The organism is Spiroplasma endosymbiont of Clivina fossor, assembly GCF_964031115.1.
In the GTDB taxonomy this organism is placed as follows: domain Bacteria; phylum Bacillota_I; class Bacilli_A; order Mycoplasmatales; family Nriv7; genus Nriv7.
On record NZ_OZ035006.1, the window covers coordinates 842,755 to 857,309 of the forward strand.

The window sequence follows — 14,555 nt, forward strand, 5'->3', positions numbered from 1 at the left end:
TTTTCTATTTTGTCAAAATAAAAAAGCAGTATTTAAACTTAAATACTGCTTTAGTAAAAATATTTTTAATCTTAATTTAAATAATTAACAAATATATTAAAATTAAAATTTGAACTCAGATTATTGAGCATAACAAATATAAGAAATATTTTGCTCTTTTAATTAATAATGTTAAATTTTATTCTATTCCTAGTCAATCGCCTTCAGTGTTGGTTATAATGACAAAACCATCATTTTCATTATCTAATATTTCAAAATAACCATTTATTTGTTCGAAATGAAGTACTATTACTTTTACAAAAGTGTTGAAATCTGCATTTGTGACACTCCCGCCTCAACCGGAATGGTCATTTATAACAAATTTATTTTTAATAATTTTTATAATGTTTGCTTGTGAATTTTTATTTTGTTTGATTTCATTTCATGTATTTTTGTTAATTTTAATTTTTAATTTATCATGGGCTAGAAATTTATATCATTTTTCAATGTTATCATAAACATTATGATGAATTGAAGTTGGCAACTCAATATTAGATGTTTCATGATGATGAAAAGCAAAATACATTCATGTTCCTGCAATTGCTAATCCTCCAATTACTAAAGATAGCCCTAGAGTTTCCGGGGCCAGAGCGGCAGCAGTACCAGTTTCTCCGGCTATAACCCCGCCTTCAACTGCTGCTGTTTCGGCAACAGTAATTGTTTCTGCGGTGGCTAAGCTTTCTGTTGTGCTTGTTGTTGTTGATAAGAGCGGAGTCATTTCCATTGCTTCTGCATTTGTGATACTAGTGGCAGCGGCACCGCTAACAGTGATTTTTGTTCCATAAGCTGTTAATGCACCTCCACTTAAAGCTGCTAATCCAGTATTTGTTAATTTTTCTTTAAAAGCTTTTTTATCGTTTTCCGGTAAGTTTTGATAATAACGATTAATTTCATTTAATTTTTTTAATTTTTCTTCTTTTGAAAGAGCGTTGTATTGATTTATTGCCTCAACAGTTGTTGTTTGTAAATTTTCCATATTTGTGTTGATGGGTTGATTTACTACCGCGACATTTTGTTTGATTTGATGATTGGGTTTAATTAAGTTAATTTCTAAATTTTCATCATTTTTTAAACTTTTTTCTTCTGTTTTTTTATCGAAAAAATGATATTCATCTTTTTGTAATTGGGTTGTTGTTTTTTCTTGTGCCTTGGTAATATTATTACCTTGATTAGCATCATCATCTTCATTATTTTTAGACAAAATTACATGATGTCGAGCATGATCATCAACTGGTAATTTAATTGGCTTTGTATCTGGTTTTGGGGTTGTTGGTGTAGAACATCCTGCATTTGGCTTTTGCGTAGTTTTTTCTTGTGAATTTATACTGCTTCCTTCAATTGTCTGTTCTGATAAAGCAAAATTATAATGGTTGCCATTTACATGAAATATATTTATGGTATTAGTTGCATTTTGATTAATTGGTTGATAAGAACCATTATTATTTACACTAATATTAGCATTTAAAAGATTACTCATTGCTACTATTTCTGGTGTCCCGCCTCATGTTGAAGAATCATTAGGTATTGGATTTCTCATTCTTATTAAGTAATTTTCTATATTAACTTCATTATTATCTTGAATAAGATCTTCAAATGTTAATTCACCATCGCGATTTGTAATCGTACTTAAATGTGATTGTATATAATCAACAACACGATTACGAAAGTCATCCCTTACTAATTTCTTTGCTGTTTCATCTTGGTATCAAGCTTGCATAGAACTAAAATTTGTTAAATCAAATTGTTTTAATAAAGTTTGAATATATGGCAAATTATCTTTCGCTTCCCCAAATAATTGGATAAATCGGTTTCTAAATTCTTCATCATTATTTCTCACTGGCCATAAGTAAGATGTTACTACCGATCAAAATAAACAACTTCCATCCGCCGGCACATCATACATGTTATTTTGACTTGTTGTTTTAGTATTTTGGTTTTGTGTGCCACTGGTTCCAGCTTGTTCACCAACAGAAACATTTGTATTACTGTTGATATTAGATTTAGTAGATGGGTTTAAAAAACCACGTTTAAATCCCCCAAAACCTGATTCATCTTTTTGGTTTTGTTTTTTACTTGGGTTATCTGATGATTTTTTAGCAAGTGTAAATGTAACTTTGATTGTATTATCAGAATATACACTTCGATCAATTGATTCAATAGTCGCGGTGGTATAAGTAATACTATTCTCTTGTACTTTAACTTGATTAATATCTAAGTGAGAATTTAGTTCTTGTAGCCTATTTAAAATTGTTTCTGATTGATTATCTGATATTTCTCCTAACTCAGTTTGGGCAATAACATCTGACAATTCAATTTTTAATAATTTTTTTAATTCTTCTTTATTTTCTTCTAATCTTTTTTGAATTTTAATTATCAATGATTGTTTTTGCTCTGATGTTAATTTTTCTAATAAATTTTTTAGTAGATTTTCATCTTCTTTTATTTTTTGATTTAACTTATTTTCTAACTCTTTATTAAGTTCGGTTGTAAATTTATTATAAAATTCACTAATTTCATTAGCAGTACTTAATTGATATTTTTTTCTAAAACAATCAATTAATATAGCGCGGGGGGCATTTTTTATTATTTTTAAACCTTCTATTGAAATTTTTTGAAAATTCATTTCTGTAAAAATTTCTTTTGATAATTTACGTATTTCTTCAATTGTTGAATTTAAAACTAATTTTTCTTGAAAGTATTTTATTTTTTCTGGTGATATTTTTGATAAAGTTTTTTCTCATTGCTCTTTATCTATTTTAATTAATTCTTCAATTTTTTTTACATCTATTTTATTATTAATAATTTCTTTAATTTTATCATTACCTGAATTATAAAAATATCTAAATTGATAATCATTAATATCGGCAGCGGCATCATTATCAAGTAATAATCTCACAATTTCATCACGACTAGTTAAAATTGCTAAGTCTAAAGGAGTTTTACCCATATGATTTTGATCAACAGATAGAACATTTTTTTTATTTACATTAATTTTATTTTTACTATTTTGATTTGTTAATAATTCTCGAACAATATTTGTATAACCATAAAAGGATGCTAAATGTAAAGGTGTTTCACCATCTTTATCTTGATAATCAGGATTTGCACCATTATCAAGTAATAATCTCACAAATTCAATATTATTTTTTCATACTGCATAATGAAGTAATGTAAAATCATAAATATGTTTAAAGTTTATATCTTTAATTTTAGGAATTATTAATTCTAATAAATCTTTATTATTAGCAGTTATTATTGAAATTATAATATTATTTTTTAAGTTTTTTTCTTGTTCTTCAGGAAAAAAATTCAAACTTAAGTTAAGGATTCTGTTAGTATTACATTTTTTGTTTAAACTAATTCAATTAATTATTTTACAATTTATTTTCTCAAAAAAACCATCCAAAGATCTTTTTTTAAATGTATTTGTTAATTTTTCTATTTTTTGTTCTTTAATTAATTTACTTTCGCCTATTTTTTTAAAATTTTGAATTTTATTTTCTCATTCATTATTTATATTTAATTGCCTAAAAATTATTATTTCTTCATTTATTTTATTTTCTTCATATTTTTTTAATTCCAAAGCTCATTCAATTTCTTCTAAAATTTTTTCTTTTAACATTTCATCTCTAATATTTAATTTCGCTATTTTAGAGGCATATTCTATATCTTTTTTTATTTCATCAATAATAGTATTCGATTTATTATTTCAATATTTTTTTCATTCTTCAAGTTTTTGCTCTGGTTCTTTTTCTAATCCTAATAAATCAAAATTAGGTTCTCTTGGATAACTAATTGACAATTTTTTTAACTTTTCTATAACATCTTTATGTTGGTCGCTTTTTATATTAACTTCAAAATTATTATTTTTGTCTTTTAAATAATCTAAAATTATTTCACTATAGGTAATTTCATAATCTATTAGCGAAAAAAGATCTTTCCTCTTTTGTTCTAAATCTTCACTAGCTGCTTTTCACCCACCTATTAACTGTTCTTCATATTTTTTTCATTGAATTATATCATCATTTGTAGAATTAATAATATTTTGGATATCTTCTGGAATATTTTTAAATTCAACTGATTTTTTAGCTTTTTCATAATTAAAATATTTAAGATGAGAACCAAATCGCATGGCTTCACTGGTTACAAAAATCATGCGCGCTAAATTATCTTTAGTTTCTTGACTTTGTTTGTTGTTATTATTAACTTCTGGTAATTTTTCAATGGCATCTTTTAAAGTATTCTGAGAAATAATAATATTTTGATTAACAGTGTTTAAACCCTTATTTTGATATGAACCATTATAGTTTAACTTATTTTGTCCTTTTGTATTTATTGAATATTGTTTTATTATTTCTTCATTTATTTTATTTTCTTTTATTTTTTTATGTTGAATTGTATTAATATTACTTTCGATAATTGAAATTATTTTATTAATCATTACATTATCTCATTGATAGTTTTTTATTTTTTCTTCGTATTCTTTTTCATTTTCTTTTTTTAATTTCATATTCTTTAATAACTTTAGGGCATCTTGTTTGTTTTGTTGGATTTTTTGATAGATGTTTACTTCTTCTTGATTTTGATCAAGATATATTTTTTCTTGATTTAATGTTTGAACTTTTTCTTTTAATTCATTTAATTTACTGGAATCTTCTAAAATAATTTGATCAAATAAATTTTTATTTAATAAATCAATTTTTTCTTTATTTTCTTTAAAATTGTTACCCAATTCACTTTTTAGTTGTTCTTTAAGTTGATCAATTTTTTTGATTATATCTTTATTATTTTCAAATTTTTCTAAATCTAATGATTTAATATCTTTTTCTATTTCTTCTGTTCATTTTTCTAATTCTTTTTTAAAATTAGTTATTTCTTGATTTCATTGCTCAAGGGTTTTTTCTTCTTTAAAATAAAAATATTGTTCTTTACCATCTTTATCTTTATTAATAAATCCTTGGACATAAAAATTATCTAAATTAATTACTAGTTTTATCTCCTTATTTTCCTCACTATTTTTTAAAGTTAGAATTAAAATTCTTATTTTACTTGCATCAAATTTTTCTAATTCTAAAATTGCATCTAATTTTTCTATAATTTTAATATTAGCGTCACGTTCTTTTTTTCTTGTATCCGTTTCATAATAATCTGTCGCAACAATTCCTTCGTTATTTATCATTCGTAATGGGTCAACTTGACCATTTTTCATAAAGTCTTTTAACATTTTTTTAATCTCTTTAGCATAATTACCATTTAAAGCAATTTCTTTTTCAATAAATTCAACTTGATTATCTGTTGTGCTTGTTGAAGGTTGTTCATTTTGTGGTTTTGGGGTACTACTTTTTATTGGGTTGTCTTTTTTATTTTTTCCTTTTCCACCTTTTGGTGCTTGTCTTTTTTGGCGTGTTAATGTTTCGAGACTGTTTTTAATTTTATCGTTATTATTATTGGGCTTATTGGCAACTAATGGTCCTGCGGCATTGTTGGTTATCAAAATTATTCCTAGCAATTCTAAAAGTTTTTTCATACTAACCAAATTCCTTTCTTGAATTTTTGCTAATTAATAAATTTTTATAGTAATCACTCAACCCCTTCTTAAATTTATAAAATTTAATTATATAAATTAATTATAAATCATCAAATAAGAATCTTTATCATTTTTTCAAAATATTGAATACTAATTCTAGAAAAACATTCTTCATTAAAGAAGAAAAATAAGCATGGCTAATTTTAACTTTGTTAAAATTACTACCAAGAAAGGCGATTTTTTATGTTAGAAATTAATAATAATGTAAAAACCCCAGAAAATAAACATTGATTCAGTTTATTTACAACCCATAAAAATATGTACACCAATAAATGCGAACAACTAGCTAATGAATATGAAAAATTAGATGAATACTTATATAAATATCATTATCGCTTAAAACAAGGTTATAAAGTAGTTCATTTTGCGCCAAGAACAATTATTACAATTTTTGGTGATGTTACTTTTAAACGACGCCGATATAAATATTGAAATCAAAAATTAGGGAAATTTGAATATGTGTGTTTGTTAGATAAAGAAATTGGTTTATTGCCCAAACAACGCATTTATTTTGATGTCCAATTTAAAGTTTTAAATCTTTTAGGTGATGGTAAAAGGTATCGCGATGTTTTAGATGCTCTAAATCATTGTTATATTTCAAAAGCTAGTATTTCAAATATTTTAAATAAATACGATCTTGCTGAATATTTTCAACTAGCAGAAAAAGAAACTAAAACTAGAATTGATGTCAAAAATAAGGATTTATATATCCAACTAGACGAGACATTTTTAGCGACATTAGATCAGAAAGTTAAACAAGACCAAAGAATTCGTTTAGTTACTTTTCATACCGGGCATAAAGAAAAAAATTACAAACATGCTCGTAGAGAATTAGAAAACAAACGAGGTCATTTTCTAATGTTAAAAGTTGGTAAACGAATAAATACAATGGATTATCGTGATTTATTAATTAAGGAATTACAAAAATATTATGTAAATATTAATTATGACAGAATAATTGTTTGTGGTGATGGTGATACTTGAATTAGGGAAATTGCCAACAGTTTTGGTAATGTTAGATATATTTTAGATGGTTATCATGCTATTAAAAAATTAAAACAAACCGCATTTAATATTATTTTTGAAAATCGTAAAGTAACACTAAATAGTTGAATTAAATTATATAAGGATGGAAATCATCAAGAATTAATCAAAAACATTCGTAATGTTGCTAAAAATGAATTAAATAAAGATATTAAAACAAATTTACGAAAGGCGAGTAATTATTTCAGTAATAATAAGCAAGGTATTCATCATCAAAATTTAGAATGAAATATCGGTTGTAGCATCGAAAGTGATGTATCACATTTAGTAAAACAACAATTAGGCTATGGGGCAAAAATATATAATCATAAGAATTTAAATAACCTATTACATTTAAGAATGGCAAATTTAAACAAATTAAATGTATTACATCATATTAATGAAAATATTAATTCAGAAATAGAAATCAGAAAAGAAATATATAAAAATTCATTATGAAATAAATATAATAATAAAAATGATGATAGTTGAATTAATTATAAAGGTAATGCTGTAACAAATAAATATAATAGATTTAAGTAAGTATTAGTTAAAATTTAAAAATAATAAAATTAATAATTTTTTATTGTATAAAAATTCAATAATATGATAAAATAAAAAAGAATAAAAATGACAATAACAGGAAAGGCAGGGTTAGTTTAGTAATTAAATAATATAATTAGCTGATTGTTTTACTTCTTCAAAGCAATACCTAAGAAAACTAAACGCGACCGACTTGGTACATAACCTTTAATTTTATCTACTATTTTGATAATATTATTTCCTAGGTGAAGTACAAATGTTAGATAAATACAAAGACGAAAACGAATTTTATAGTTTAATAGGCATAAAATATAAAACTTTCATGAAAATGGTAGAAATTTTAAAAGAAGGTGAAGCTAAACAAAAACAAATTGGTGGTAGACCAAATAAATTATCAATAGAGCAAAGATTACTTATGACTTTAGAATACTGAAAAGAATATAGTACATATCGTATTATTGCAAAAAAATATAATATTAGTCATGTTAGTTGTATTCGTAATATCTTTTGAGTTGAAAATACTCTAATAAAAAATAGTCACTTTCATATACCTGGCAAAAAGATATTATTAGAAAATAAGGGTACTACTAATAATTTATTAGCAATTGATGCTACAGAAATTCCAATTGAAAGAATTAAAAAAAACTAAAATTATTATTTTCTGGTAAGAAAAGGCAACATTCATTAAAATCGCAAATAATTATTGATTTATTTAACAATAAAATTATTTCAGTAGATTTTTGTTATGGCAGTATTCATGATTATAAGTTATTTTTAAAATCAAATACACTTATAAATCCAAAATTAGAATTAATTGCCGATTCAGGATATCAAGGTTTGCAAAATGTTCATAAAAATACATTATTGCCAATTAAAAAGAGTAAAAATAATTTTTAATTTTGTCGAAAACTCTTGATAAAATAAAAAAAATCATCAACTTGATAATTTTAAAAGGCTTTTATGTAAAATTACTATTTTTACTTTAACTTTTTTATACATTAAAATATAATACCGCTGTTTGTTGGTTTGGAGTTAAACCCTTATGTTGGTATTTTCATTTTCAGAGATTTAAATAATTTTGAATATTAGTAAAACCTAAACCATGATAATGAATTAAGGCTTCTTTAAGACTAGATTGTAATTTACTGATTTTATTTAAGTTACGATAACTAGCTTCAGGATTAATTGTTGTTTTAGTTACACATAAAGTAGAATTTGTTTGTTTTGCTACTAAAAAATATAATTTTTGCATATCAGAAGTAATAATTGAATTTTCATTAATTAATTCTTTGTTCATATTTTCAATAACTCATTGTTTTTGTAAACGTTTGGTGTTTGTGGATTTAACATAAATATTGTTATTATTATCAATTGCCATTTGAATACAGCATTTAGTATTAGTTGCGAATGGATCAAGGTGAATTCTTCGTGGATCAGTTTTATATTTGAAATTTCCTTTATGGATTTCTTTAATAAATGTTTCATCGATTTGGATTTTACCAGATAATTTTTTAAATTTTAATTGGGTATTTTCTAATTGTTTTGATTTCATTAATTTTTGACGATTATATCAAGCAGTTTTTAATGTAGTTTTAATAAAACGAGAAATTGTTTTACTAGATTGCCCCAGCAATGAAATTTGAATCAATAAATTTCATTGTTCATAATTTAAATGACTTCAATAGACTTCTTGCAAAATTAATATGATAATTATAATTTTTAAATTTAAAATAAATATAAAAGTGTTATTAAAATAATTTTTAGATTATTTTTACAAATATTTTGTCATTAAAACATAATAAAAATTATTATTTACAATAAAAAAAGACTGAAATTTTAAATTATCAAATATATTTAAACTAATAGTTGTAAATTATAAATTGAAGCTATTAAATTAAATCTTAAAGCAAATCTTTTTCTACGATTTCGATATTTTTCACTAATAATTTTAAATTTTTTAAGTATAGCAAAAACATTTTCAATAACAATTCTCATTTTTGAAATTCGCTCATTATTTTGCTTTTCTTCTTTATTTAAAGGGTTTTTCTTTGATTTTCTTTTAGGAATTAAAACATTATGATTAATTTTTTGTATGCCTTGATAACCTAAATCCACTAAAACAGTTGTTTCTGGTAAAAATTTAATTTTTGAATCTTTTAAAATTTTAAAGTCATGGTTTTTACCATAAGAAAAATCAGAACTAATAATTTTTTTACTATCTTTTTCAATTATAACTTGTGTTTTTATTGTGTGTTTTTTCTTTTTTCCTGAGTAGTGCTGTTTTTGTCTTTTTTTGGGCGTTGGATTTGGCTTTCAGTTACATCAATTATAACAGTCTTATCTTTGAAATAATCTTTTAATAGTGATTTTTGACCAGTAAGTTGTTGAAAATTAGGGTGTTTTATTAAAGTGTCTTCAATTCATTTGATATTTCTATAACAACTACTTTCACTAATATCATAACTTTTTGCAATATGAAAATAAGTTCTATATTCTCTTCAATATTCTAAAGTCATTAAAATACGATTTTCTAATGATAATTTATTGGTTCTTCCGCGACGAAATCTCTTTTTTAATTCTTCTATTTTTAAAATTTCTAGCATTTTATTAAAAGTAGTATGTTTAATACCAGTTAATCTTAAAAAATTTTTATCACTTATTTGATTATTTTTTTTAAATTTCATTTAAATTCCACCTTTTTATTAAAAACAACAATTCAATTATATTTTAAATTAATTTTGCAAGAAGTCTAATAAATAAAATGATTACGAAAAGCGTCAAAACTTGCACGGCAATTTTTACATAAATATTTTTGTTTTCCTTCTGAATTATGTCCATTTTTAACGCAATGGTAAGATTCACATTTAGGACATTTAATACCTTGCGCTCTAAATTTTTGATCAATTTCATTTAAACGTTTTTGTTTTTTTATTAATTCTGCTTGTTGTTTAACTTTTTCATAAAATTCTAAAAATTGATCATCTGTTAAAGTATTTACTAGTTCTTGAATTATTTTTTCCATAATTATTATCCACCTCTATCATATTAAAAATATACCTAAAATTAAGTATATTCAATAAATATCAAGAGTTTTCGACAAAATTAAAAAAAATAATCCTTTAAATCCAGATAAAAAGGAATATAATAGCTTTTTAAGTAAAGTTAGAATTGTGTCATTGAACATGTTTTTGCTAGATTAAAAAGATTTAAAATACTAGTTTATCGTTATCGCAATAAGATTAGAAGATTTGGATTACGATTTAACTTAATTTCAGGAATATATAATTTTGAATTAAGCTAGTTATAGTTATGTACCAAGTCTTAAGAAGTTATTTCTTTACTTTTGACAAAAAATGCACCAAGAAAATTACAATGCTATTAACAACACCAATAGCATTTATCAAATTGATTTTAATGTCCTTAAATCTTACGACAATAAACTGATTACCTTGCCAACCAGCAAGACTGCTAACAGTATTAATTATCTCAATACCGATATTGATATTCGTTATGGTAGTAATATTTTTACCTTAACTTTTCCACTTTATCACAAAGGTAATATCTCTAATTACAATTTTAAAATTTATGATTTTAATGTCCTTAATTCCATGGCATTTATTCCTGATGGTTCCACCAATTCAGAATGGGATGACCTAATTCCGCCACCAAATTGCAAATATTTCGGACGATGAATATCAACCTTCAATGACATTGGTTGTGCCATTCAAAATGCTAGTATTAAAATGCTAAACTGAATGCTGACAGCGTCACAAATCATTACAATTTTACGCCCGTTAGCAATTATTGCAAAAGCAACAGTTAACTTTTCAACCGCCATTTTTCCAATTTTTAAAACGGTACCGGCTTTTTACTATACTTTTCAATTTTTAATCGGTTTTGCCATTTTTCTAATGAAATTAAGGATTTTCGTGTAGTATGTATATTACAATTGAAAAAATAAAGTAATAAAGGAGTTAAAATAATGAAAATTTTAAATATAATAGCTCTTTCAACATTAACAATATTACCCATAGTTGGATGTTCTGAAAAAGAAAACAAATCAGTAGAACAAAAAAATAAAAATAACGAAAACAAAATTTATAATTTTGAAATCAGAAATCTAGAAAAAATAAGATTTTTAACGGAAAGGCAAGACCACGACCTTTTAAAAGTTGAGATAACAACAGAAGATAATATAAAAGCAAATATAGATAAACAATTATCAAATTTAAAAAATATAAAAATTTTTTTTAATTTTGTCGAAAACTCTTGATAAAATAAAAAAAATCATCAACTTGATAATTTTAAAAGGCTTTTATGTAAAATTACTATTTTTACTTTAACTTTTTTATACATTAAAATATAATACCGCTGTTTGTTGGTTTGGAGTTAAACCCTTATGTTGGTATTTTCATTTTCAGAGATTTAAATAATTTTGAATATTAGTAAAACCTAAACCATGATAATGAATTAAGGCTTCTTTAAGACTAGATTGTAATTTACTGATTTTATTTAAGTTACGATAACTAGCTTCAGGATTAATTGTTGTTTTAGTTACACATAAAGTAGAATTTGTTTTTAATTTAGAGTTTAATGTAGAGCTTGTAAATAACAGAATTAAACAAAAAGACTTTCAAAAAATAACAAATACTTATGGAACAAAAATAGATACTTCCAATTTAAATTTTTATACCTGAATGATTAATATACCCAATAAAACAATAAGAATTAAAGCAGTTTATCTTGCCTTAGGAATTAATTTAGATGGTTTAAAAGATATTTTAGGAATGTGAATTAGTGAGAATGAGGGAGCCAAATTTTGACTTAATAATCTTACGGAAATGAAAAATCGTGGGTTACAAGATATTCTTGTTGCTTGTAGTGATAATTTAACTGGGATGTCTGATGCAATAGAAGCTGTTTTCCCAAAAACACAGCATCAATTATGCATTGTTCATCAAATTCGCAATAGTTTAAAATTTGTTCCTTACAAAGATCGCAAACTTGTAGCTAATGATTTAAAATCAATTTATACAGCAATTAATGAAGAAATAGCGTTAATTGCTTTAGATCATTTTTCTGAAAAATGAAATAAAAAGTATCCACAAATTACTAAATCATGAAAAAATAACTGAAATAATTTAATAATTTTTCTTGAATATCCTCAGGAATTTAGAAGAATTATTTACACAACTAATGCGATTGAATCTGTTAATAGTCAATTAAGAAAAGTCATTAAGAATAAAAAGATTTTTCCTAATGACGCATCAGTTTTTAAAATATTTTATTTAGCATTTCAAAATATGGTTAAGAAATGAACGATGCCAATTCAAAATTGGGGTAGTGCAATTTCACATTTAATGATAAAATTTGAAGACAGAGTGAATTTAAGTTAATTACTTAGAGACACAGTTAATTGTACAGTCCCAATCAATTATTTTGGCACTAATTGTTCCCATAATTTTTTGTTTTAAATTTAATATAATTTCAGATTCAATTATTCTTATTGGATAAGTAATTTTTAATTTTTCATTGGGATTAAGTTCAAATTTATCATCGGATTCCTTAAAAATACTTAAAATTGTTTCTTTTTCTTGTTTGTTTAAATTTGAAAGATCAAAATCCTGTGATAAATTATGTCTTATTGTTTTTTCTCTATTATTAATATTTACAAAATCTGTTAATTTATTTTCATCATCAATATTTAAAGATCAACTATTTTTTATCTTTTCTTTTTGATTTTTAATTATTCCTTTTCTAATTTGAAATATTAATTTTGATTTTGAATTATATTCACACGCAGGTACATTAAACGATCTTATATTTGGAGTTTTATTAGTAACTTCTCTATCGAAACATACATTTTTAGGAACATTAGATCATGAAAATGAATTTTTTTTTTTTGTTATTTCAATATCTGAAAAATTTAAATTATTAGTATCAATATAATTTATTTCCTTAAATTTTAAATTAGAATTTTTGTTAGCATCTTTATTTTTAAAGAAAATTGCTTTTTTAATTAATTCATTTAAATTAATAATTTTATTTTGTTGATTATCAATTAAATAATATATTTTTACATTAATATCATTATTTAAATTATCTTTTATTTTTACTATAGCTGAATTATTTGTTTTGCTAATAATTTCTAATTGTGAAATATCTAAATCAGGATTTAAATAATTTAATTCACTTAAAATTATATTATCAAAATTATTACTAATTTCTCCTAAATTAGAATTTAAATCATAATTACTGTATTCATAAACATTATGATCTCCAGAACCAATATATAATTTATTGTTGGAAACAACACCAGAAGAATCAATCCAACCATTTGCTTTAAAAGCAATTTTTTGCTCTCCCTTAGCAGGATCATACTCATAAACATTGTTGCCTGATGAACCAAAATATAATTTATTTTTGAAAACTATACCTGAAGATCTTACTCAAGAATTTGAACGAATAACAATTTTTTGTTGTTGTGTTACTGAATCATATTCATATACATTAGTATCATCTGAACCAAAATATAATAGACTTCTTGCAAAATTAATATGATAATTATAATTTTTAAATTTAAAATAAATATAAAAGTGTTATTAAAATAATTTTTAGATTATTTTTACAAATATTTTGTCATTAAAACATAATAAAAATTATTATTTACAATAAAAAAAGACTGAAATTTTAAATTATCAAATATATTTAAACTAATAGTTGTAAATTATAAATTGAAGCTATTAAATTAAATCTTAAAGCAAATCTTTTTCTACGATTTCGATATTTTTCACTAATAATTTTAAATTTTTTAAGTATAGCAAAAACATTTTCAATAACAATTCTCATTTTTGAAATTCGCTCATTATTTTGCTTTTCTTCTTTATTTAAAGGGTTTTTCTTTGATTTTCTTTTAGGAATTAAAACATTATGATTATCATATTAATTTTGCAAGAAGTCTATTGTTTTTGTAAACGTTTGGTGTTTGTGGATTTAACATAAATATTGTTATTATTATCAATTGCCATTTGAATACAGCATTTAGTATTAGTTGCGAATGGGTCAAGGTGAATTCTTCGTGGATCAGTTTTATATTTGAAATTTCCTTTATGAATTTCTTTAATAAATGTTTCATCGATTTGGATTTTACCAGATAATTTTTTAAATTTTAATTGGGTATTTTCTAATTGTTTTGATTTCATTAATTTTTGACGATTATATCAAGCAGTTTTTAATGTAGTTTTAATAAAACGAGAAATTGTTTTACTAGATTGCCCCAGCAATGAAATTTGAATCAATAAATTTCATTGTTCATAATTTAAATGACTTCAATAGACTTCTTGCAAAATTAATATGATAATTA

Annotated in this window: 12 protein-coding genes and 2 pseudogenes; 7 read left to right on the top strand and 7 right to left on the bottom strand. The window is 23.5% G+C overall.

The features are described 5' to 3' along the window. Window positions 1-178: 178 nt before the first annotated feature. Window positions 179-5,566: an ankyrin repeat domain-containing protein gene (locus AAHM82_RS05160; protein WP_342264737.1), complete on the bottom strand. Its 5,388-nt coding sequence runs from the start codon at window positions 5,564-5,566 to the stop codon at window positions 179-181. A gap of 243 nt (window positions 5,567-5,809) precedes the next feature. Between AAHM82_RS05160 and AAHM82_RS05165 the strand changes: the two genes are divergently transcribed. From AAHM82_RS05165 to AAHM82_RS13535, 3 genes are all read left to right on the top strand, one after another. Further along, entirely contained in the window at window positions 5,810-7,192 is a 1,383-nt protein-coding gene (locus tag AAHM82_RS05165) for an Mbov_0401 family ICE element transposase-like protein (protein WP_342264738.1), read from the top strand. A 256-nt stretch (window positions 7,193-7,448) separates the two neighbouring features. Then, window positions 7,449-7,841, top strand: a complete 393-nt coding sequence (locus tag AAHM82_RS05170) for a transposase family protein (protein WP_342263426.1) — start codon at window positions 7,449-7,451, stop codon at window positions 7,839-7,841. A gap of 5 nt (window positions 7,842-7,846) precedes the next feature. Then, window positions 7,847-8,089, top strand: a complete 243-nt coding sequence (locus AAHM82_RS13535; protein WP_425289059.1) for a transposase family protein — start codon at window positions 7,847-7,849, stop codon at window positions 8,087-8,089. A gap of 94 nt (window positions 8,090-8,183) precedes the next feature. On the opposite strand, the gene AAHM82_RS05175 is transcribed toward AAHM82_RS13535, so the two are convergent. The 4 genes from AAHM82_RS05175 to AAHM82_RS05185 all read right to left on the bottom strand — a co-directional run bounded on the left by AAHM82_RS05175 (window position 8,184) and on the right by AAHM82_RS05185 (window position 10,214). After that, the gene (locus AAHM82_RS05175) at window positions 8,184-8,888 is read right to left on the bottom strand and encodes a transposase (RefSeq protein ID WP_342263616.1); all 705 of its coding nucleotides are present in this window, start codon (window positions 8,886-8,888) and stop codon (window positions 8,184-8,186) included. A 158-nt stretch (window positions 8,889-9,046) separates the two neighbouring features. Then, a complete protein-coding gene (locus AAHM82_RS13540; RefSeq protein ID WP_342264845.1) occupies window positions 9,047-9,439 on the bottom strand; it encodes a transposase family protein in 393 nt (130 codons plus the stop codon). Continuing rightward, entirely contained in the window at window positions 9,436-9,876 is a 441-nt protein-coding gene (locus tag AAHM82_RS13545; protein WP_342263396.1) for a transposase family protein, read from the bottom strand. Before AAHM82_RS13545 ends, AAHM82_RS13540 begins: the two co-directional genes overlap by 4 nt. A gap of 65 nt (window positions 9,877-9,941) precedes the next feature. Then, window positions 9,942-10,214, bottom strand: coding sequence for an IS1/IS1595 family N-terminal zinc-binding domain-containing protein (locus tag AAHM82_RS05185; protein WP_342263371.1), 273 nt, complete (start codon window positions 10,212-10,214; stop codon window positions 9,942-9,944). A gap of 156 nt (window positions 10,215-10,370) precedes the next feature. Between AAHM82_RS05185 and AAHM82_RS05190 the strand changes: the two are divergent. From AAHM82_RS05190 to AAHM82_RS05205, 4 genes and pseudogenes are all read left to right on the top strand, one after another. Then, window positions 10,371-10,493: pseudogene (locus tag AAHM82_RS05190) on the top strand (IS5/IS1182 family transposase); the annotation flags it as partial. Window positions 10,494-10,545: 52 nt separating this feature from the next. After that, complete coding sequence (locus AAHM82_RS05195; RefSeq protein WP_342264739.1) at window positions 10,546-11,127, top strand: hypothetical protein; 582 nt, start codon at window positions 10,546-10,548, stop codon at window positions 11,125-11,127. Window positions 11,128-11,174: 47 nt separating this feature from the next. Next, window positions 11,175-11,468 carry a hypothetical protein gene (locus tag AAHM82_RS05200; RefSeq protein WP_342264740.1) on the top strand — a complete coding sequence of 98 codons (294 nt, stop codon included), beginning with the start codon at window positions 11,175-11,177 and terminating at the stop codon, window positions 11,466-11,468. 436 nt (window positions 11,469-11,904) lie between these two features. After that, a pseudogene (locus AAHM82_RS05205) lies at window positions 11,905-12,588 on the top strand (IS256 family transposase); the annotation flags it as partial. A 1,312-nt stretch (window positions 12,589-13,900) separates the two neighbouring features. Here AAHM82_RS05205 and AAHM82_RS05210 read toward each other — a convergent pair. Together AAHM82_RS05210 and AAHM82_RS05215 are read right to left on the bottom strand one after the other, a co-directional pair. Then, entirely contained in the window at window positions 13,901-14,116 is a 216-nt protein-coding gene (locus AAHM82_RS05210) for a transposase family protein (protein ID WP_425289023.1), read from the bottom strand. Window positions 14,117-14,151: 35 nt separating this feature from the next. Then, window positions 14,152-14,538, bottom strand: coding sequence for a hypothetical protein (locus AAHM82_RS05215; RefSeq protein WP_342264742.1), 387 nt, complete (start codon window positions 14,536-14,538; stop codon window positions 14,152-14,154). Between the last annotated feature and the right edge of the window lie 17 nt (window positions 14,539-14,555).